We start from the raw sequence: 21,643 nt of genomic DNA on the forward strand, positions 1-21,643 counted from the left end.
TCCCCTCCTCAATCCAGCCTGATGACTTTCAGTGACTCGATACCCCGATCGTCGACAATCTTGACGGCAATACAGCGATTGTCACCTGGTTCAAAAGGTATAGATTTCGTTCCGTGGAACTTGTCCAACAGTTCTTCATTGAGTTCGGAACGAATATCTTTCTTGAGCTTGTACCAACCATCCTTCTTGCCAGCCATGGGGAAGAAAACCTGACGGGCATAGAGTGATCGGTTGTCGTAATCCGTATCAAGCTGCCACATGGCGATATTCTTCTTGCCGCCAGATTTCAGCTCACCGGTTTTGGTGTCGAAATAGTCGAAGCCATGAACCTCGACCTGCAGTTTACCGCCCTTGACTTCATGCACCTCAATGTCTGGCTGACCCATGAGCCAGAAGGACTGATTACTCGCCCGACCTTTTTTGAGATCTTCCGTAAGCAAGTCTGTATTCATGTGCACTTTGAGCGCCTGAATACCTTTTATATTATCGATATCCTTGGCCGCTTCAGGATCAAAGTTGAAAGCACAAAAAACAAGCATCTTCGGGAGAGGAAAGAGATCGCCCGCTTCACGCATTGCGATCTCTACTTGACGTTGCTCTAGTGCGGTATGTTCTGGTCCAAAGCTCACTGCCACCCGATCACCATTTTCTGCAAGAGAGCCGACAGCGTGAATATAGTGAGCACCTGGTAGCACCTCCAAGTCCAACAATTGGAGTTGTTGTCCACCTTTACCCCGGATACCGGTCTTCAACAGCTCTTCCTGCCATTGGGACTGCCGTGAAGTGGCCCCCGAGCGCGCTACTGCCGCATCGGCTTTCGCCGGCTGCTCAGCTTCATCAAGGCCCAGGACTGTCGCAAACGGCACAGCTTCCACTGTGAACGGCCCCGTGATGCGTAGTTTGTTGCGACTAACTTCTGGTTGGTCGTAAAGGAGCTCTCTACCCGCATGATTTGCAATGCTTTCATCGATACGACGCTTCATCGCCATACGAGTTGAATGAAACTCTTGGAACCAATGCTCAATCCCTGAAAGCTCGCGGCTTTGCCCAGGCTGACTTTGCTCATCAAATTCCCGGAATTCCTCGGGTATCCATTCCGTCGGAAGTTCAAGTGGAACCTCCCACTCTAGCAAACAGTTATTTGCGACTTTTTCTCCCGTGGGGAGGGCATCTTGGGTACCGTTACCCTTTGAAAAATCGAGCTTTACTCCCTTTCTTCCTCCTGTTTTTACCTCAAACCAAGGCAGGCTTTGATCGGAATCATGAAGTTTAGAGTTGAGACCATCTAAAGCAGCAAGAATCTTTGCATGATATTCTTCATAAATATCATCCACTTCCGGATTATTCGCAATCGACTTTAAGGTGATCCTAGGGACAGACTTATAAATAAAGCCGCCTCGTAAGCCTTCTTCCGGGTACTTCAACTCGTAATAATCGAAACTAGAAGTCATTAGCCTTTGCTTTGCCAACGTGATCGAAACACGCGACGTATCGCAGGTTAACCAACGCCTTCCCAATTTTTCCGCAACATACGCTGTAGTACCAGACCCGCAGGTAGGATCAAACACCAGATCTCCTGGATCTGTTGTCATTAAAGCGCATCTTTCGATCACCTTTTCGTTAGTTTGAACAACATACATTTTCCTAGAGCTAGTAAAACCAGCCACACCAGTGTCAGTCCAAACATTCGTTCTAGGAAATGCACAAAAGTCATCGAAATATCGTTTGTACCTTATATTGCTACCCGACTCTATGATTCTTCCAGCCTTAGATAGTCGATACATTCCCAAAGTCGATGTAGACCAATACCTTGCATTAGAAGAGAAAGTAATTCCTTGAAAATCGATAGGTTCGGATAAGCTATAATGAGAAGATGTTAGATCACTTGCCGCAAAAGCCTTTCCTTGCTTCAACTCACTTTCAGAGCACTGAGCGACTCGCGAAATTCTGCCATTATCCAGTTCTACATATGAGTAACCCGAGCTACCCGTAATACCAAACTCTTTTACTTCGTATAATGGCCGATATTTAGTGTGGTTTATATTTTTCGCGTACCACACAACATAATCGTTAACAACTGGTATCAAGCCACTCCCTTGGGAACTTGTTGTAACGTACGCTATTTGCGCAACAAAGTTGGATTCCCCAAAAATCTCATCCATTAGCTCCCGAACATGGTGTAAGTTCTCATCGGATATCTGCACAAATATGCTTCCCGACTCTGCCAGAAGATCTCTAGCCGGTAATAGCCTGTCGCGAAGATAGTTGAGATAAGAATGAACCCCCAACTCCCAAGTATCTCTGAAGGCCTTAATCATTTCTGGCTCTTGAGTAAGATCTTCGTCCTTACGATCTTTTACATCTTTTTTATGAACAAATGGCTGAAAATTTGAGCCGTATTTGATCCCATATGGAGGATCGACGTAAACCATTTGAACCTGCCCCGCCATACCTTCCTTTTGCAGCAGAGAGTTCATGACCAACAACGAATCCCCAGCAATCATGCGGTTAGCCCAGTCCCGCTCATGCTTATAGAAGTCGATGGCATCCCGGAGCGGCAGGTTCTCAAACGGTGCATGAAACAGGTCAGGCTGCAAAGCGGGAGAAGACTTTCCCTTTGCATCTTTAATTCGCTTCTGAACTGCGGCCAAAATTGTGGCCGGATCAATTCGCTCATGAACATGAAGCGAGACGGTATCCACTTCGAAACTGGTGCGCTCCGCTTTACCAGTCCAATTCAGATAGGGAGCCTGCATACGCTTAAGCTCAGAAAGATCCTCTCGCTCCCGTTCCAGGAATTCCTTATCAGCCACCCTTTTGCGAAGATTCGCTACTACCTCACGAATAGCAGCTTCGTTATCAGCCGCCAGCGCATGGTCCAGCCACGTCAACAGATCATCTTTCGCCTGTTTTGCTTCGACCTCTCGGGCGTGTAGCGCGTCTTCAATCAGATCTTCGACTTGCGACCTGCTTGAATCGAATTGCAGCTCCGGAGAGAGGTGCGGGTCATACTGCCAGGTCGCTTTTTGCTCCTCACCGTCAGAATGGGTATCCACCATGCCCACATGCGGGTTGTTCTTCCGCTTCTCGTCATATCGGTACGACAAAACCTGACTGTGCTCTCCCTTTTTCTTTGCCGGCTGGCGAGGCGATTTCGGAGAGGCTGGCTTCTGACTGGAATAGACGAGATCTTCCTGTGAAGGCGCTTGCTGAGCTTGCAACTCAAAACCATCAGGTATCGCCTGCTCGCCTGCGACAGGCTGGTTTAGGAAGGTTGCACCACCGCGTCCACGCCCTTTCCCAATAGCCCCCTCATCGAGGAGCTGGTTTCGAGCCGCGTCAAAATCCTCGTCGCTGATGGCGAGTTGATGGTCGTCGCGAATCTGGTCTTTGAGGCTCATGTTGCCGACGGTTGAGCCATCCTTGGGTAACAAGGAAAGCAACAGGGATTTGATCTGCTCGATATTGGTGCTCATGGAATACTCGCTGCGAATACTTGGTTCCGTCCTCCCCGTCGTTGCGACAGGGCTGGCAAGTGGCCGAGCTGATGGGCTCAGGCTTCGACCACGCTCTCTGGTGTTGTCAGCTGGTAAAAGTAGCAGAAAGGGATATAAACATCAGGTGTTTATCTCATCTACCGAGGGAGCCAGAGATCCTGCCAGTAGCCTTATTGAACGATAACCCACTTAAGGGCACCATCTAGCCTAAAGCTCATCCCTCAACTTGGACCCAGCCCACCTCATGAGATTTGAACCACCGGAACTAAAAATTGATCAGGAATCTCCTTGGTCTGCCAGTGCTTTTCCCCTCAGCGATACAGGGCAGAAATTGACCCATCTCGTTAAAGGGGTGGAGGGCCCGGCGGTCATTTCATTGACCTCGCCGTGGGGGACCGGGAAAACAACGTTCCTCGACATGTGGGCAGCGTCTCTGAAGAAAGATAAGGCGAAAGTAGTCAAATTCAGTGCCTGGGAGGTGGACTACACCCACGATGCGTTAGTCGCGCTGATTCAGGAACTGGGCAGCCAGTTACAAGCTCACCAAGCAAAAAGCCCCAGCTTCGATAAAGTGCGAAATAAAGGTTTGGAGCTCGTGCGAACTGTCACTCCCTTCGCAGTGAAAATAGCTACTAGCGGTCTGATTGATCTAGAAGGTGTCGGCGAGCTGTCGAAGGAGCTGGTCGAGAAGAAACTACAGGCCCACGAGAGCGCCAAAAAGTCTGCAGAAGGTTTTCGAGACTGCCTTCAAAAATACGCGGAAGACCTTCAAGAGGTTGGCAACGAATTCCCGTTGGTTATTATCGTGGACGAACTGGACCGATGCCGACCCAGCTACGCCGTTGAACTTTTGGAATCAATCAAGCATTTCTTTAATGTTCCTGGTGTCGTTTTTGTGATTGGCATCGATGGAGAGCAACTCGGCGAAGCGATCAAAGGACATTATGGTCAGGGCTACGACGGGCATCGATACCTTCGAAAGTTCTTCCATCTTCAACTGCGCCTTCCTGAACCAGATTTAGAAAGTTTCTGCGCAAACCTTCTCAACAAACTAGGCATCAAAGAGGGCTTCGACGGACTGGGCCGCTCGTCCAGAAGCGAAAGCAGCTTCCCTAATGACTTCATTGTCAATCTTGCCCGAACCTACCGGCTCTCACTTCGAGACATTGAACGGTTAATGCTCGAGGCTGGAGCCATACATGCCGCCAATCCTAAGTTCCCGCCAATCCTGGCCGCCCCTATTCTCTGGTTGCTTGTGCAAAGATATGAGAACCCCAGCCTGTTTGATGAAGCCACCTCGAAGAGACTGAATAGCGAGGCTCTCTGGAAACATATCGAAAACGATCGGAAAACACTGTTCAGAGGCTCCGAGGACCTGGAAATCAGGTTTCGAGTTATCTTCACCTATCTGATTGAGGGCAAAGTAGGTGTGGGCCAGCTTCATCGCCGAGCTAAGGAAATAACTGAGGCCGACGGGGCAAAGGCGCCCGACTCGAGGTATTGGGGGCAGATAATCTCCAAATGTCTGCATTTTTTGGAAATCGACAGTCAACGCGATTTTATGGATGACGCCTTATCAACGATGAGCTTACTCGGTTATCGGCGGTTAAATGACATTTACTATTAAGATCTCGGGGAAGTAACTACTACCAGCAGTTCGATTCTCCAAAAGGCAAGTGACATATGACGGGCTTCTAGTTTCTAGAAGCCCGCACCAATCAGCTAGATGCATTCACTTTGCGAAGCAGCCTACTAAAGGTTCTGCTCTTCTAGCTCCTCTTCTTCGGTTTTTCCGCAATCGGCACAAACCTGGCCCCACGATGGGTCATAACCTTGATCTTGAACCACTGGCGAATCTTCTGTTCCGGGAGCCATTGCTTCGTAACAGTCGTCACAAAAGGTTTCTACTGGATACGCCTCGCTAGATTTATCTGAGGTCATATCCCCCTGAATCATACAAGTTCTCATCTCATACCTCGTCTCGTTGAGAGCAGACAAAACGTCATCAAAAGGCTAGCCTAGCGGGACTTTTTCTACCAATGCAAAAAAATTTAGGAGTGGCGATTGAACCGTGGGCGAGCAACCAAGCGATGGTCACCCGCCCTACGTTCAAATTGAAGCCTGGCTGGCTGAATCCAAATTCTCTCTTAATTTCGAGACAGAGGAAGAGCGCAGTTGACTGGGTTCCGGATTGGTCGCCGGAAAAAACTCCTCCACTACTTGCTCCATTTCATCTTCGTCATACTCAAATAGTGCATTACTGAATCCCTTCGCAGCCGCCGCATCCAATGCAGCCTGATCAACGCCTTCATCCCTGACCTGTTTGTCCTTCTCCCTTGCTTCAACCACCGCCTCCTGCAGTGACAAACCCTCCTTGACTACCAGATCCACATAGTAGATCGGCGTCCGATGACTCTGCATCGTGCTTTTTCCTCTCAGCTTCAATTCCAACGGCATGTACGCCAACAGACCACCAGAGACTGCCTGGTAGTAGCTCAGCCTGGCTGCAAGTGTCCGGATGCTGTTATAGCCAGTCGTGCGGAAGATGAAAGTGCCAAGATCATCGTCGTCACCGACCTTCACGTTCAGGCGGCCATACGGCTTGCACAAGCCTCCTTTACCGAACTCGCACAACGTTGGTCCAGGGCATGGCAAAGACTGCACTCCTGATTGCGTCAGGCGCTTACAGGTGTCGCCATTACCAACGCACATGGGTCGCCCGCTCTTGCGGTCGAACATGGTGTACTCAGCCCTTAGATTAAGATCCGCGTCGTTGAAAAGCATGCGCACCGGGATGGTTCGCAGCTTCCCGTTTGAGGCCTCCTTTCTCAGCTTCTGATCCATCGGGTGAAGCACCCAACCGTCCTTTTCCTGGATCTGAGAGGTGATGGTGAATTGATCATCTTTCTGCGGGAGCCGGATACCGTTCTTTTCAGCGACCCGACCAATGCTGATACGCCCCAACACGGGAGGCGTGATGGCTAAACCTTTAATCATGATGACTCTCCTGAAAAAGGACCACGGGGCACTCGTCACGCCCGCGTGGCCAAAGGGGGTTTATGCTTGGATGAGGAATCGACGGCTTCCTGGCTTCGTCAGTGGGTATTGCTCCAGCAGTTCTGGCTGATCCTTCAACAGCTGTTTCACGTTAAGCCCAACGGAATCCTTGCTCCTCTTCCAGCTGACGCTGCCGCTTGGGAAGGTTGCCTTTGAGGCTTCGCCCATCTGGCTCTCGATGCGCTGTCTCAGGTGGGATTCAGTGGATTTGAGGCTTTCCATTTCCGAACGGATGGCCAGCAGCTCGTCGAACGCATCCGACAGATCCTTGCTTTGGCTGAAGTCCAGGGTCTCGCCTCTGTCTACTGGGTACAGATGGCGGAGGGCACGTTCTGCAGAGTCAGTTCCATCGACCGGTGGCGGAGTGTCTGTTTCCACGAGATCCCAGAATTGGCGTTCCAGCACGTACAGTGCCTCGATGAGTTCTTCGTTCCGTTCAACGCGGTAGATCTTCAACTCTTGGCCACACAGAAGAACGCACACGTCCGCCGCCTGTTTGCCGGTGACAGCCAACTGGTGCTGCACCTGGCACTGAATGTAGTCCGGCACGCCCTCTTTCCAGAGTCGTGACCCGAATTCCCCGGCTGTTTTGCACTCGAGGATCTGGACATCGTCATCGGCCACCACGGAGTAATCCAGGTTGGCCAACATCCAGTGCTTTTCTGGATCAGGGTGCTGCAGTACCGCATTCACCCGACGTACCTTCCGGCCCGTTTGCCGGCTGTACTGCTCAGCCACAATCGGCTCCAAAATATGGCCCCAGTAGACCGGTGAGGTGGGGTCGTCAGAGTCCGGTTTTGGTAGGCCAGCATCCCTGCCGGTTTTGACCATCCAGAGTTCCAGTTGGGACTGATAAGGGTTCATGCCGACAGCGGCTGCGGCATCGCTACTGCCAATGCCCTGCTTACGCACCCTCAGCCATTCATCCCTGCTGAGGCCCTTGGTGGAGACCAGGCGCAATGCTGGTCGCTGTTTTTGAATCGTGTTTGCACTCATGCCCATGGTGTTTTCCTCCAGACATAAAAAAGCCCACCGGAGCATCAGGCTCCGATGGGCTTTATGGCGGTTTTGCGATTTGTAGGATTGGCTCATGCCACAAGTGACATGGCCTGCTCCAATGCACGGTTCTTGACGGCGGCACCGGTTCCGAACCAGGCGGAATCAAGCCGGTGGTCGACGGTTTTGGCCCGACGCTGGTGATCGATGAATTCCGTTATCGCATTCAGCAGTCCGTAGGCCGTGCCTTCTGAAGATGCCAGGTTGGCACCCATGCCCTCGCCTTCATACAAACTCAGAGCCTTCGCCATGGAGCGCTCGTTGGTTTTGCCGACGCCAGCACCGGAATCGTCAGTGAACACCTTGAGGAAGTAGTTCCTGGCCTCTGTGGTCTTCACCTTCCGTTCGCTCAGAGTCTTCAGACGGTACATGAAGTCATCCCACGCACTCACCGAAATACCAAGCTGCTTCTTCACCAGATCCGCATCAAAGGCCGTGTTGTGCTTCACCTTGACGGCGGTGGCGGTGGAGCCCTTCAGAGCGACGGCCAGAGTGTTGTTACATACAACACGAATACTCGTGAACTGAGCTGTCGTGGCCATGGTGCCGTCACAGGCGGTGGCCAGCAGCACGTAGGCATTGGTTTGATCGTTGCCCTTGAGCATGCCCGATTGGCCGGTGCGAGCCAGAGCCCACATCTTTCGGCCACCTTTCAGGACACCCGCTGTTTCCAGCTCAAAACCGGAAACCTCAGTCAGATCCCGATAGAACTCAAGGATTTCCTCGGGCTGAACCACCTTGAAGCGATTACCGACGACTGACAGCGGCGCCTTGGTATCCGAACGGTAAAGCACTTTGGAGTCCGGGTAGGACAGGATTTCACCCAGGCTGCCACTGGAATTGGTGACATAGCGGACAGGGCTTTCCTGAATCTGCCAGTCCAGGCCAGCTTGTTTTGCCCAGACCTCCAGGGGTTGATTGGAAGTCAGTTCGTTCCCCAAGCCATGCCAGGGGGTTTGGCCAACGTAGGCCATTTGCTCTATGAGATGAGCCATGGTTGTTCTCCTTGGAATTTGCGAGGGGAATCAGCGGATATCGTCGCGGGCGTCGGGATCGGTACTGAAGGAATAGCCACAATCAAGGCAGCGAAGGTTATCCAGCACACGGTCATCCAGGACATCGCCCAGAATCACACCAGCGGAAGCGCCAGTGGCACCACCCAGCAGCGCACCAATGACGGCACCGCCGATACCACCGACGGTTGCACCTACGGGACCGGCAACGATTCCCAGGGCAGCACCCGCTTGGGCACCGGCCGTGGCAGCCGCATAGCCGCCGTAGGTCCCGGCAGACGCACCAACCACACCAGCGGCCTTCTTGCCATAATTGTTCTTGCCAATCCGTCGCGACAGACAGTTGGGACATTGTTCAGACATTGGGAATTACCTCTGTGAAATGGGAGGGAAGGCACTGTCAGTGCCCTGGTTCACAGAGGTGATATAGGTTTCAAATTTGATGGAATCATGAAACGGATAAAGACGTAGATCCCGTTGTGTCTTGAAGCCGACTGTTCGCACAAAAGCCAACGATAATTCTGTGTCACCCAGAGCTGACTAACCAAAACGAGGACCGAGCTGTGGCGAAAGGCTCCTCTTCAACAACGGTCTACCGGACGGGCTACTCGGCTAAAAGAGCAAGCTGAGGTCGCAAAGCGAACATTCGAAGTGGTGCCCAGAGCGCCATCTTCCAGCCGTAAAAGGCCAGGGATTTCGTTGAGACCGAAACCCAGCTACTGCGCCGTTTTCACAAACTTCAGCCTATCAAACTCGCCAGTTACTACGCGTCTGTTAAGTAAAAGTATTTGAAGGCTTCTCGATCACTCTACCTTTAGATTTTGCTGGTATTGCAGCATTTGCTCCATCATCAGCTGCATTTGATCCATGCGCTCCTGCATGATCTGAATTTGTTGCTCGTTAGACAGACTACCACCATTCTTTGATTTACCGCCGCCGTTCATCATGTGCTGACCTCCCATCATGCCGTTTTGTCCACGCATCATGCCGGGGCCCATCATACCGTGATGCATAAAACCCATTTGCTCTTGCATCGCCTCCCTGTGTTCTCGCATCAATCGTTGCCGTTCTTGCGGTGAAGCTTCATCAGGAATGCGTTGCATCAGCTGGTTCATGTGAGACCAGTTCTGGTGCATCTGTTGCATTTGCTCCTGATCCATCATCATGCCAGGACCATGCCCTTGCCATGAGCCTTGATCACCATGCGCTAGCACGAATGCAGGAAAAACCAACAACGCAGCGGTTGCTGTAAGTCCTTTAAATGAAATCATAAAGTTTACCCTCGAAATAAAATTAGACGTCCACACCATCGCACTTATCATTGTAGATCTTTATCCAGACAAACGCCGATTTTGACGACTACTAGTGTAGATTAGTTATTGACCCTGTAGTGGCTACAGGGTTTTAAATTGCATCATTTGTACGAAAACCGGAGCCGAGAAAATGAGCAAACCCTGCAATGGGCAGTGTGGTAGTGAAGACTCTGTCGTAGATGACAAGTTTCAGGGACGCGCCACCGCCGAAACAGGTAGCCAGTTAAGCACCTACAAAATACCAAAAATGGATTGTCCCTCGGAAGAGCGAATGATTCGAATGGCACTGACTGGCGTTGAAAACATTCAGTCGCTGTCATTCGATTTATCGGGTCGTACATTGGAAATTATCCACCATGGAGAAACCGGTCCTATTACCAGCAAACTGGAAAACCTGGGCCTGGGTGCTTCCTTGCAGCGGACAGAAGACGCCAGCGCTGAATCCGTCAGAGCGGCTGAATCTTCTAAGGCCAACGAAAGCGAAGAATCCGGCACTTTATGGATACTGCTGGCAATCAACGGCCTGATGTTTCTGGTCGAGATGACGATGGGCCTGATCGCCCAGTCCGCTGGCCTGATTGCAGACTCGCTAGACATGCTTGCCGATGCCGCCGTCTACGGTCTCGCACTTTACGCCGTTGGGCACGGCATCAAAATGCAGGTCAGAGCGGCCCATGTGGCAGGCATCCTCCAGCTTATCCTTGCCGCTGGGGTATTGGTTGAAGTTAGCAGACGTTTTCTGTTCGGCAGTGATCCTCAGTCGTTAATGATGATGGCCGTCGCCTCTGTTGCTCTCATTGCGAATATCAGTTGCCTGCTCCTGATCGCAAAACACCGTGAAGGTGGTGCTCACATGAAAGCCAGCTGGATATTTTCAGCCAACGACGTGGTCATCAACCTGGGGGTAATACTTGCGGGGCTGCTCGTTGCCTGGACCGGGTCCAACTACCCAGATCTGATTATTGGCGGAATTGTCGGTGGCATCGTCTTGATGGGTGCCAAACGCATACTGGCACTGAAAGGCTGAACCTTTCGGGGGCAGGCGGTCGATTATCGGCTTGCCGTTGCCAATCTACGGGGAGTAAACATCAATGCACAGTGAACTGAAGCCATCCTATATTGCGGAGCTTGAGGCGACAGGCAGGGCGGAAGGCGCAGGCGATTTCCAGACAGCCTTCACCCATCTGGAACGTGCCCATATCCTCAGCCAGAAATATGCTCTGGCGCACGCTGCAACCCACTTACGGATGCTCAGACTGGGTTGGCGAACAAGAGACGTTCGTGAGGTGCTGGGGCAGTTGACCCGAACCATTGCCGCCCTGGTCTTTTCCCGAATTTGGGTTCCGGTCGGAAACACCGGTCGTGCAAACGTCAGCGCGTTTGCACCCATGCCGGTGCCCGAGGATTTGGCAGTGGTGCTTTCGGAGGCGGAGGGAAGGCGTGACTAGAATGTTCGCTTTTGTTTAGGTGCTGGTCGCAAAGCGAACATTCTGGGGTCAGTTCACGAAACGGAAAAAATTGTACGCTAAGCCTTTGGCATCAATGATATCGACACCATTTTTTCCACAATTCATAAAGTTGCGCAGTAATTAGTCGACGACTGGCCCTTGCTAAATAATTTTCATTTCAGCATGAGTTGTGCTTTAAAAATTCAATTCTGCAACTACACTCATTGGGCGAACAGAGCGAGAAATCCGCCGTTAATTCCAATAGCGGGTACGCGAATGAATATCAGCTCTTAGGGGAATATTATGTTAAATTGTCTATTCACCGCTGAAGAACTAACCCCCCAATAACCCCTGCGCAAAATGCCCAGTAGCAAACGCCAGCCCCGCTGCGGCCGTACCCATGATCAAAGTCCGGAGTCCTGATCGCATTGCTGGTAAGCCATAGACGATACTTTTAAGCATTCCGATACCCAAGAAGACGACGCCTGCCAAACCAAGACTCGTCAGGAACTGAATCTGACTCTCCATACCCGGGATGGCATAAGGCAGTAAAGGTAAAGCACCAACCGACAAAAATGCGGCGAAGGTAGTCAACGCGGCTCGGCGTGGGCTGAGTCCGGCACCCGAGAGTCCGTACTCTTCTCGCAACATGGTTGCTACCCACACATCGGGATTACGACTGATAGCCTCCACTACTTGCTCCAGCAATTCGCCGTCGAATCCCTTCGCCTGAAACAGCTGGCGAATTTCCTCACGTTCACCTTCTGGCACAGCACGGATATGTTCACGTTCTGTGCGTTCAGCAAATTTGATCTGATTCAACTGCGCCTGGCCCGCTTCGTAATTACTTACCGCCATGCTGAAGCCGTCTGCAATCAGGTTTGCAAAGCCGAGTACCAACGCAACCTGTGGCGAGAAACCTGCGCCGAACGCACCCGATACAACCGCAAACGTTGTAACGCAGCCATCGATGCCGCCAAGCACAGCATCTGGTAGCGTCGAGGCCTTAACGGGACCAGCAAGCCGTGCACGAACGGCATTAGGCTGGTGCTCGCTGAGCAGTCTTTCATTTTCTGTGGATGGCATCTTTCAGCTTCCTGTTCAGGACGCGATTTGGTGCTTTGGGATTATAGGCTCAGTTCGACCTTGTCACTTTATCTGTCAATATACATCTTCAAGATAACGTCCCTGGCCTCTCAGAGTTTCAATATCGATGTGCAAGGGTTTGATAATGTCTTCTATAACCTGCCGCACAGCCGCCGCCATATCCCGGCCACCACAGACCAGTATCTGCGCACCGGTGTTAACCATCTGTCGCACGGCTAATTCATCCTGTTTGAGCTTATCCTGCACGTAGGCGCGCTCGTCTGTTCTTGAGAAGGCTGTGTTCAGCCCGCTCAGTCGATGATCCTCAAGATAGCGCCCAAGCTCAGGTTGGTAGAGAAAATCTGACCTGGCATCGCGACCGCCCCAGTACAGATACATAGGGTTGCAACTGGTATTGTTTCTGATGAAACCGGTTAACGGACCAATCCCGGCACCTGCACCGACAAGAATCACTGGTCGGTTACCGGTAGCTGGCCGAAAGCCTGGATTGGGGCGGATGAAGCCATCGATACAATCACCCGGCTTGAGGTCATGCAAATAACCGGAGCAAAGACCGCCGGCCTGCTTACGGACGCATATCTCAACAATTTCGTCATTTGCCGAGGACGCGAGCGAGTAGAACCGCGGGGGTTGACCGTGTGGGGGAATAACCCCCAAAAGGTCTCCCGCCTCGAACGGTGGCAGCGCTTTAAATCTTCTTGGAGAAGCCGTTAGCCATCCGCCCTGCTCCGCCGGTTTGAACCGGAAGATACTGGTGGGCGCCTGAACCGCAATCCCGTAATCCGCCCTTTCTACCAGTTCCAGTTTGACCGTTGCTGGCTGCAATGCACAGTAGTTCAAGAAAAGCGGAGTACCGATAACCTCACCAACCCGGTTTCCCCACTCACTGAATTGCGAGGCAGAACACCGATCAATCAGTTCAATGGCGTGCAAACGGCTGACGCCTTTACCGGCGAGCGCAGCATCCACCGACAAGGCAAACTGACAGAAGTTCGGAAACTGCCGGTCACCAAAACCCAGTACCGTGTATCGCAGGTTCTTCTCAGCCCGGAATTCTTTGAGCCTGGCCATAAACTGCCGGGCCGATGCGGGTGCATCACCATCACCGTATGTCGAAGTCAGCACGAACAGCCTGGAAGCCTGCGGATACTGCTTAGCCAGGGCATTCATCTCGCTGCAATGCACGCGGAAACCGGCCTTATTCAGGCTGCTATGGAGTTCCTGGGCAAATCCCCAGGTGGCATTACCTTCGGAGCCGACCAGAATAATTGTATCCGCCTGAGCGGCATCGGCGTTGTCAGGAAGCTGCCCTGAAGACCGGCGACGCTGCCACCAGATGGTTGCACCTGTTATCGAGAGAGCTGGCACAGTCAGTGCCGCAGCGCCAAGAATCAGGCCAAGCCACCATAGGCCTTCACCGGTGTGCAAACGTACAATCCAGTCCTGCAATACGCCGCTGTCAGAGCGCGGCTGGAACTGCAGCAACTCGCCCGTAGCCTGGTCCACGAATCCGGAGCCGCCGGCGGTTGACAGCGAATAGACGTCCTGCGGATCACCGGGATAGGGAAACACCAGTTCCCGGAGTTCGCCAAGATCGAAATTGCCTAGCGCTTTTAAGGTGCCCACAGGCGATGGTTGCCCGCCCGAGACCTCAGCCGGAAACCCTGGCCCTGTGTCAGGCGCTTCCGGCAGCAAACCAAAGCGCTGTGCCGACATATAGCTACCGGTCAGTGCGGATAACAGTAGGCCGAGCACGGCAAACCGGGCCAGCTCGGCATGGATTCGTTTCCCGCCTGAGCCGGAAAGCGGTCTTAGTATATTCTTCCAACCCCCGGTACGCCGGGCTATCAACAATATTCCCGAAAGACACAGAAGTACCATCAAAGCAGCTAATACGCCGGCCAGCGCTCTACCGGCATCATCCAGCATAAACGCACGGTGCAGGTCCTTGACCCAGCCAAAAAATGCGGAAGGTTCGTAGGGTGCGGTGCCCTCACCTGTTACCGGATTCACCAGATCCGCACCGGCCTGGCCGTCACGGCTGTAATAGACAATGACCTTGCCAGAAGGCTCTCGCACGATCTGCTCAGTCCCGGGATAGTGAGCAACGACCCGGTCTGCCAGCTCGGCAATACTGACTTCACCGGAAGCCGGAATGACCGCTGACACTCTATCCAGCGTCGGAGCCAAAGCCAACACAGCTCCCGTGACCGAGAGAACGATCAGGAACACGCCTGCAAGCAAACCCGGTAAACTGTGGAACTTGCGCAACATAATAGTCGATGCTCCTGGTGAATTATTGAAGCTCGTAGGTCAGAGCGCGCACGTAACCACGTCCTGAAACCGGCTTTCCGGACCCTTCGGTGGTCAGGGGGGCTATCACATCGGCTCTGATATCGCGCATATCTTCAACAGCAGAGTCGACTCGAACCTCATAGCCGTTGTCGATCAGCGAATCATCGAGGTTCAGAGTCACTTTCAGCGTGCGGCCACTGGTAACACTGGCGCCAGTCAAGCCGTCATACTCTGCAGGATCAAGCCCACTGCCCCGGGCCCAGCCTCCCAGGTGTTTGTAGTATTTAGATTTCTTCCCGGAAACCCAAAGGGTACCCTGATACTCTCCGGCGGCATCGGTAAGATACAGCGCCAGATAGGCTCCATCGCCGCCGTAATTCTGTAGTTCCGTAGTGAAGGTCACGTCACGGGCCTGGGCGAATACCGGTAAAGCCAAGGCGGCGAAAAGGCTGCAAGTGAGAACAAACGTTTTCATAAATGGTCTCCAAAAACCTGATGAACGTTAAAGGAACAGGGCAAATTCGCTGAGTTACTCAACGGTAACCGTGGGACGCCCCTTGACGATGCCGTTGCGTGGCGCCTGACTTTTGGGATTGTCCTGTCCATTTTTCCTGTTGCCGCGGTCCCTCTCCTCATCGTCACTGTCTTCACGCTCCCATTTCATCATGGTCAATGAAGCGGGCGCGAAAGAGGCTTCTGCCCTGACCCCATCGGCATCGAGGCCCCGGACTTCATAACAACCGTCGTCAACCTTTATTCGGTGAACTGTCCAGCCTTCGGCTTCCAGCTTTTCACGCAGATTTTCACGGGGCTGCCAACTCGCCACCGGATCATCGCAGTCGTCATCGGCCACTGCGGTACCGCTCAGAAGTAACAAAGACAGGCTCAGAATAATGGGTTTGGTCTTCATGGTGTCTCTCCTGCTGGTTGTGTTAAATCCACTCTAAGGCGCTAACCTGACAACGACCTGAACAAACGAGGCCATTTCAGCGGAACTGAAAAGCTTCTTTATGGAAGCGAGTCAGGCGGAAGGGTGCTGCCCGCAAGCCGTTTCTAATGGCTTCCCCCAGCCCTGCCGGGCCGCAGAACCAGACCTCTGCGCCTGCTGCCGAGCGTCCGTTGGTAGACAACGTCTCGGCAGACAACCTCTGCCCCTTGCTGCTGTCATGAATCTCGAGGTGTATCCCGGGAAAGCCATCGCAAAGCGCCCGAAGTCGATCCACCATGGGATCCTGGCCGGCGTTGCGCGTGCAGTAATGCAGATCGGCTTCAGGCACGGTGGCGTCGGTGGCGCTGCTTAGAGCTTCGAGCCAGGCCAGAAACGGCGTGATCCCGATGCCACCGGCTATCCAGATCTGGTGGGATTTGCGGTTGCGGCGATCGAAGTTAAAACAGCCGTAAGGGCCTTCTATATTTACGGTTTGCCCCACGCTGATTTTTTGGCTCAGATTGCGGGTGAAGTCGCCGAGCGATTTAATGATGAACGTAACCGTGCCATTTTCCCTATCGGCACTGGCAATCGTGAACGGGTGCGCGCCCTCTAGTCGGTCGAAGGTCACAAAGGCGAATTGCCCCGCACGGTGACCGGGCCATGCAGGCTCCATGTGGCAGGTAACTTCGGTGACGTCCCGGTCTGGTGTTTTGATCGCGGTGACCATGCCGCGAACCTGGCGACGACGACCAACTCTGCCGGTCAGGGATAGCCCGCTGGCGATGCTGCCGCCAAAGAGCAAAATGGCCATCAGCACACCGATTGGCTGCTGCCACCATTGCAGCGGAGTAAGCCACGCCGCGTGGAAAGCGAGCAACAGATAAAGCACCGGCATGCCGCGATGCAAATAGCGCCAGTATTTGTAGGGGAACTTGCGCAACAAGGTGATCAGCAGCATGGCGAACAGCAGATAGATGGCGAACTCCCCTACCTCTTCCGCCGCATCGCGCATGGTGTCGATGAACCCGGAATAATCCTGATCGTGCAGCTTGCCGGCTTTTCCGAACACCGACTCTATTACATCGTCACCCATTTCAATCAGCCAATGGGCGGCGGCGAATACCACTGCCAGAATGCCCGCCCATTTGTGGGTGCGATAGATCTGATCCAACCCGCCCAGCGGTCTCTCCAACCAGGCTGGGCGCAGTGCCAACATCATGGCTAGTGACATCAGAGCAATGGATAACAGCCCACTGAGCAGCAGGCTCTGGTCATAGACTGCCCAGGGAGAACCGGCCCCAGGACCTGCAAAGAGGTTCCAGGCCCATAGGCCCAAAACCAACACAACGAAAGGAAAAATCATCCGCATCATCACATCTCCTGCGATCGGTACCTGGAATATTCCCCCGAAGGCTAGCGCCCAAACCTGACAGCCAGCTGAAGGTCGGTGAAGAGAGATCGAAGCGTTATTGACCATTCAGGCTGTTGTCAGGTTCGAGCTGTAGTATCTTGATTTCAGGGCTGGGTCAGAGGTGAACAATGCGGGTTCTTTTGGTGGAGGATACGGCGGGATTGGGCGAGGCGGTCCGGGATCAGATTGCGGACGACGGCCACGCCGTGGACTGGGTGCAAACTCTGCGCTTTGCTGAGGCGAGTATCAGGACCACAGCCTACGACCTGATTCTGCTGGACCTGATGCTGCCCGACGGCCATGGCTTCGGCTTTTTGCGAACGATCCGGGCTACCGGAATAACAACACCGGTGATCATTCTGACCGCCAGGGATCAGGTGTCTGACCGGATTGAAGGATTGAATGCCGGTGCTGACGACTACCTGGTCAAACCCTTTGATCTTTCGGAGTTGTCGGCCCGCGTGGCCGCGGTGGCTCGCCGATATCGCGGCAATCCAAGCCCGATCATACAAGTGGGCGAGCTGATGATTGATCTTGGCGATCACCGCATCAGTCGCAACGGCCTGCCGGTAGAACTTACGGCACGGGAGTGGGCATTGTTTGAGGGCTTTATCCAGCGACCCGGAATGCTGTTATCGCGATCGCAACTGGAGGATCGTCTATACGCTTTCGGGGCCGAAATCGAAAGTAACACCATCGAAGTTTATGTCAGCCGTCTGCGTAAAAAGCTGGGGCGGGACGCTATCGTAACCGTCAGGGGAATGGGCTATCGCCTGGAAACACATGACCACTAGAACCAGCCTGCAAAAAACACTCGGTATCGGCCTGACACTCGGTGTCACCCTACTCTGGCTGTTGGGCGTGACCGCTTCGGGACTGGTGGCACAGCATGAAATGAACGAGGTCTTCGACAGTGCCCTGGAAGAAACCGCCCAGCGCATACTGCCACTGGCGGTCACCGACATCCTGAACCGTGAGAACGGCGCGGGCAATCAAAAGGCCCCAGCCCTGAAAGACCATGACGAATACCTGACCTATCTGGTACGGGACGAAGCTGGAAATATTCTGCTCCAGTCCCACGATGCCGACCCTGGCGTGTTTAGCAGGACCCCCGCGGAAGGGTTTTCAGATACTCTGACCCACCGGCTATATGGCGTATCTGCAGTCAGCTATACCATCTATCTTGAAGTGGCCGAACCCTTGGCGCACCGGCGTGAATCCGCTCTGGAGGCGGGATTAGCCTTACTGTTGCCTTTACTGGTGCTGATTCCGGTCAGCCTGTTGGGTGTCTGGTGGATTGTCCGGCTTTCCCTTCGTAAGGTGGTCGATTTTCAGCAAGACATTGAATCCCGCGGCGCGGGAGATCTGTCCCCTGTTGTAGAAGAGCAGTTACCCCGTGAATTTGAACCAATCGCCGGTGCCATCAACCGGCTGCTTGAGCGTTTGCATCGTGCTCTCGAATCAGAACGCAGCTTTACCGCCAACAGTGCCCATGAACTGCGAACTCCCCTGGCAACAGCGCTTGCCAAAGTGCAGCGACTGAAAACCAGAATGCCCGATGATTATCTCAAGAATGATGTTGCAGAAATTGAAGAAGCGTTACGCAGTCTCTCGGTGCTGTCCGGAAAACTGCTCGAGTTGGCAAAAGCAGAAGGTGGCGGTGCACTCTCACAAAGTCAGCAGGATCTTGTGCCCATCCTCGCGATGATTGCCCGGGATTTTGAGGCCCAGGCACCCGGGCGAGTTGTTTTATCCCTGCCGGAGCGCGAAGTGAACTCCTTTCTTGATCCCGATGCCTTCGCCATCCTGGTGCGTAACCTGATCGAGAATGCCCTTAAGCATGGTTCCCGTAGCGAGCCGGTGAAGATCAACCTGAACGATAATGGGGTTTTAAGGGTCTGCAATGGCGGTGCAAGAGTGCCACCGGAACAGCTCGCTCTTTTAAGAAACCGGTTTGCACGCGCCAAAACGGACGCTGCAGGTTCTGGCCTGGGCCTCGCGATTGCCGATGCGATTGCTAAAGGTGCCGGCATGACCCTGCATCTCAGATCGCCGGCAACAGGACGGCAGGATGGTTTTGAAGCGGAGCTGAATCTGGCATGTATCTGACACTCACCGACATTGTGCTGCTGACGAGCATCATTCAATCGCTGGCTCTTGCCGTTTTTCTCCTACTTCCATCCAACAGTGGGCTCATATCTAACCGACTCCTGGTTGCCACTCTGGTGTTCTTCGCCGCCGGGCTGGGAGAGATCTTCCTCTATGGCAGCGGGCTTGCGCTCCAGTACCCAAACTTCGCCTACCTCGGAACACTCATCGGACTTCTACAAGCCGGCTCGCTCTATCTATATGCGCAATCGCTGATGTATCAGAATTTCCAGTTACGCGGGAAGCATCTCGTGCACACGTTGCTCTTCTGGGTGGTCGGCGCAATTTTTCTGATTGAATATTATTTACAGCCAAGCGAGACCAAAGTTCAGATTCTGCTTGAACGGGACCACCCGGGCGTACTTACCTCTCCCCTTCTTGCAGTCGCTATTCACGCGGTCTTTCTGGGCTACCTGTACGCGACGATTCGTGCGATTAACCGTTTCGGCCTTGGTATTCGACAGATTTTCTCGAGTATTGAAAACAAACAACTTGCGTGGTTACGGACGCTTCTGATCGGCTATGCAGTGGCTTGGACCGTGAGCATGATGTACTGCCTTACAGCGCATGTGTTTAGAAGCGTGCCTGGAACCGAGTGGGTGGCCGGCGCTGGCGCTGTAACGGGCTTCATTTTCATCAATTTTCTGATGATAAACTCTCTTCGCCAACCCGTTGTTTTCTCTGGATTGGCAGCAGACCAGGCCGCCTTGCTGGAAGAAGAACCCACGCCGCAGTTTGATCAAACTTTAAAGGTCAGGCTCCAACAGTTAATGCACCAGGAAAAGCCCCACTTGCACCCCAACCTGACCCTGGAACAACTTTCACGGAAATTGGGCGCCCCTTCAAGAGAGGTTTCACGGGCCATTAACCAAGGCTTTGGCTGCAATTTCTTTGAGTTCGTCAGTCGCTATCGCATCGACGAGGCGAAATCGCGCCTGGCCGATGCAGCCAATCAGGCAAATATTCTGCAAACTATGTATGACTCTGGCTTCAACTCGAAGTCCGTATTCAACACTGCTTTCAAGAAAGAGACAGGATTTACCCCCAGTGAATATCGCCGACGAGCCCTGCAGGGCGATATCCGACCCTAGCCACGATCCTGAACCTGGCTACCCGGCGTTCGAGTACGCTCTCACCCGATACTGAAACCTCTATCCTTTTGAATTATATATTTTATTTCCAAACCATGGAATCGGTTCGGTTTCGTACCTGAGAACGCTTCTTTGACCTCCCTTCCGTACTCTGATTGCCAAGCGACACCAAACCCGGTGCTCGTGAAGCTCAACGCAATATGAAGAGGTCATGTATGAAAACCAAATTACGCAAAACCGCTGTTCCCGCAGTGGCCGCAGCAATCTTCAGCCTGATGTTTGCCGGTAGCGCCCAAGCTCATTGTGATGCTCTGGACGGTCCCGTGATTACCGAAGCCCGTGCGGCACTGGAGTCAGGCAATGTTAAGCCCTTGCTCAAATGGGTGCCGGCAAAGGATGAGGCCGAAATCAAAAGGGTATTCGCCGATGTGCGCCAAGTCCGCGGGCAAAGCGAAACTGCGAAAAACATTGCCGATCAGCATCTGTTCTCGACGCTCGTTGAGGTTCATCGTGCCTCCGAAGGCGCACCCTTTACCGGCATCAAGCCTTCCGGACAGATTGATCCGGGTTTAATGGCGGCGGATGCGGCGTTGGAAAACGGGCAAATTGATCGCCTCGTGGCAAATATAACCCGCAAGATCGAGAACGGTATTCGTGAGCGTTATCATGAGGCTCAGCGTGCAAGGGCCATGGCTGATCAAAGCAGCGATAAGGGGCGTGCCTTTGTCGCTGACTACGTCAATTACATTCACTATATAGAGGGCGTGCATGGCGCTGCTGGAGGGCAGGGGCACTAATTCCTATCTTCACGCAGACGCAAAGCAGGCTGACGGCCTGCTTTGCCGTTGTATTCATTTCCAGTTTCGCCTTCGGCTGAATTGGTACCATCATTCTATTAAGGCGCATCAAAAAACATAAATGAAGCCAACACCAATCTCCGCTTCATAATCATTCCGGGATATCGGGCAGCCATATTACTAACTGAGGGGCGTGCTGTGTTTTATCTAATTTCGGTATTTCCGCAATTAGAGAAAAAAATTCCAAGCGCCAGGTATGGAAGGCGTATCAGCGCGTTAAATCAAATCGAGGTGCGGCCGGTGTAGATGGCCAGACGATTCAGGACTTTGATCGAGACTTGAGTAAGAACCTCTATCTAATTTGGAATCGGATGTCCTCCGGCAGCTATTTCCCACCGTCCGTCAAAGCAGTTCCAATTCCGAAGAAAAGTGGAGGAGAAAGATTGCTCGGGGTACCCACGGTTAGCGATCGTATAGCG

General features: G+C 53.0%; 18 protein-coding genes. 7 read left to right on the forward strand and 11 right to left on the reverse strand.

From position 1 onward, the window contains the following. Positions 1-8: 8 nt before the first annotated feature. A complete protein-coding gene (locus A8B84_RS06645) occupies positions 9-3,476 on the reverse strand; it encodes a site-specific DNA-methyltransferase (protein ID WP_064227457.1) in 3,468 nt (1,155 codons plus the stop codon). A 265-nt stretch (positions 3,477-3,741) separates the two neighbouring features. On the opposite strand from A8B84_RS06645, the gene A8B84_RS06650 reads away from it, so the two are divergent. Continuing rightward, positions 3,742-5,124, forward strand: a complete 1,383-nt coding sequence (locus A8B84_RS06650; RefSeq protein WP_064227456.1) for a P-loop NTPase fold protein — start codon at positions 3,742-3,744, stop codon at positions 5,122-5,124. Between the two features lie 482 nt (positions 5,125-5,606). Here the strand turns inward: A8B84_RS06650 and A8B84_RS06655 are convergent, their stop codons facing one another. From A8B84_RS06655 to A8B84_RS06675, 5 genes are all read right to left on the reverse strand, one after another. After that, positions 5,607-6,494 carry a hypothetical protein gene (locus A8B84_RS06655; RefSeq protein ID WP_058340662.1) on the reverse strand — a complete coding sequence of 296 codons (888 nt, stop codon included), beginning with the start codon at positions 6,492-6,494 and terminating at the stop codon, positions 5,607-5,609. A gap of 60 nt (positions 6,495-6,554) precedes the next feature. After that, positions 6,555-7,556, reverse strand: a complete 1,002-nt coding sequence (locus A8B84_RS06660) for a YqaJ viral recombinase family protein (RefSeq protein ID WP_173637035.1) — start codon at positions 7,554-7,556, stop codon at positions 6,555-6,557. Positions 7,557-7,642: 86 nt separating this feature from the next. Continuing rightward, the gene (locus A8B84_RS06665; RefSeq protein ID WP_058340661.1) at positions 7,643-8,605 is read right to left on the reverse strand and encodes a DUF932 domain-containing protein; all 963 of its coding nucleotides are present in this window, start codon (positions 8,603-8,605) and stop codon (positions 7,643-7,645) included. Positions 8,606-8,635: 30 nt separating this feature from the next. Further along, entirely contained in the window at positions 8,636-8,986 is a 351-nt protein-coding gene (locus tag A8B84_RS06670; RefSeq protein ID WP_058340660.1) for a hypothetical protein, read from the reverse strand. Between the two features lie 440 nt (positions 8,987-9,426). Then, positions 9,427-9,894, reverse strand: a complete 468-nt coding sequence (locus tag A8B84_RS06675; RefSeq protein WP_064227516.1) for a hypothetical protein — start codon at positions 9,892-9,894, stop codon at positions 9,427-9,429. Positions 9,895-10,066: 172 nt separating this feature from the next. Between A8B84_RS06675 and A8B84_RS06680 the strand changes: the two genes are divergently transcribed. Both A8B84_RS06680 and A8B84_RS06685 read left to right on the forward strand, forming a co-directional pair. Further along, positions 10,067-10,963, forward strand: coding sequence for a cation transporter (locus A8B84_RS06680; RefSeq protein ID WP_014420764.1), 897 nt, complete (start codon positions 10,067-10,069; stop codon positions 10,961-10,963). A 64-nt stretch (positions 10,964-11,027) separates the two neighbouring features. Beyond that, the gene (locus A8B84_RS06685; protein ID WP_014420763.1) at positions 11,028-11,384 is read left to right on the forward strand and encodes a DUF3703 domain-containing protein; all 357 of its coding nucleotides are present in this window, start codon (positions 11,028-11,030) and stop codon (positions 11,382-11,384) included. 333 nt (positions 11,385-11,717) lie between these two features. Here the strand turns inward: A8B84_RS06685 and A8B84_RS06690 are convergent, their stop codons facing one another. The 5 genes from A8B84_RS06690 to A8B84_RS06710 all read right to left on the reverse strand — a co-directional run bounded on the left by A8B84_RS06690 (position 11,718) and on the right by A8B84_RS06710 (position 17,089). Continuing rightward, on the reverse strand, positions 11,718-12,470 hold the full coding sequence (locus tag A8B84_RS06690) for a VIT1/CCC1 transporter family protein (RefSeq protein WP_011784790.1): 753 nt from the start codon (positions 12,468-12,470) through the stop codon (positions 11,718-11,720). A gap of 75 nt (positions 12,471-12,545) precedes the next feature. Then, the gene (locus A8B84_RS06695; protein ID WP_011784789.1) at positions 12,546-14,765 is read right to left on the reverse strand and encodes a PepSY domain-containing protein; all 2,220 of its coding nucleotides are present in this window, start codon (positions 14,763-14,765) and stop codon (positions 12,546-12,548) included. Positions 14,766-14,787: 22 nt separating this feature from the next. Beyond that, complete coding sequence (locus A8B84_RS06700; protein ID WP_011784788.1) at positions 14,788-15,261, reverse strand: DUF2271 domain-containing protein; 474 nt, start codon at positions 15,259-15,261, stop codon at positions 14,788-14,790. 54 nt (positions 15,262-15,315) lie between these two features. After that, the gene (locus A8B84_RS06705) at positions 15,316-15,696 is read right to left on the reverse strand and encodes a PepSY domain-containing protein (RefSeq protein WP_011784787.1); all 381 of its coding nucleotides are present in this window, start codon (positions 15,694-15,696) and stop codon (positions 15,316-15,318) included. A gap of 76 nt (positions 15,697-15,772) precedes the next feature. Further along, a complete protein-coding gene (locus A8B84_RS06710; RefSeq protein WP_064227455.1) occupies positions 15,773-17,089 on the reverse strand; it encodes a ferric reductase-like transmembrane domain-containing protein in 1,317 nt (438 codons plus the stop codon). A gap of 167 nt (positions 17,090-17,256) precedes the next feature. Here A8B84_RS06710 and A8B84_RS06715 point away from each other — a divergent pair, with 167 nt between their 5' ends. From A8B84_RS06715 to A8B84_RS06730, 4 genes are all read left to right on the forward strand, one after another. Continuing rightward, entirely contained in the window at positions 17,257-17,922 is a 666-nt protein-coding gene (locus tag A8B84_RS06715; RefSeq protein WP_011786648.1) for a response regulator transcription factor, read from the forward strand. Then, positions 17,912-19,237 carry an ATP-binding protein gene (locus A8B84_RS06720; RefSeq protein ID WP_019677803.1) on the forward strand — a complete coding sequence of 442 codons (1,326 nt, stop codon included), beginning with the start codon at positions 17,912-17,914 and terminating at the stop codon, positions 19,235-19,237. The genes A8B84_RS06715 and A8B84_RS06720 overlap by 11 nt, the downstream gene beginning before the upstream one ends. Then, positions 19,228-20,367: a helix-turn-helix domain-containing protein gene (locus tag A8B84_RS06725; protein WP_011784783.1), complete on the forward strand. Its 1,140-nt coding sequence runs from the start codon at positions 19,228-19,230 to the stop codon at positions 20,365-20,367. The genes A8B84_RS06720 and A8B84_RS06725 overlap by 10 nt, the downstream gene beginning before the upstream one ends. Before the next feature lie 215 nt (positions 20,368-20,582). Further along, complete coding sequence (locus tag A8B84_RS06730) at positions 20,583-21,164, forward strand: DUF6448 family protein (protein WP_011784782.1); 582 nt, start codon at positions 20,583-20,585, stop codon at positions 21,162-21,164. Positions 21,165-21,643 lie beyond the last annotated feature (479 nt).

The organism is Marinobacter sp. EhC06 (genome assembly GCF_001650915.1).
GTDB lineage: Bacteria > Pseudomonadota > Gammaproteobacteria > Pseudomonadales > Oleiphilaceae > Marinobacter.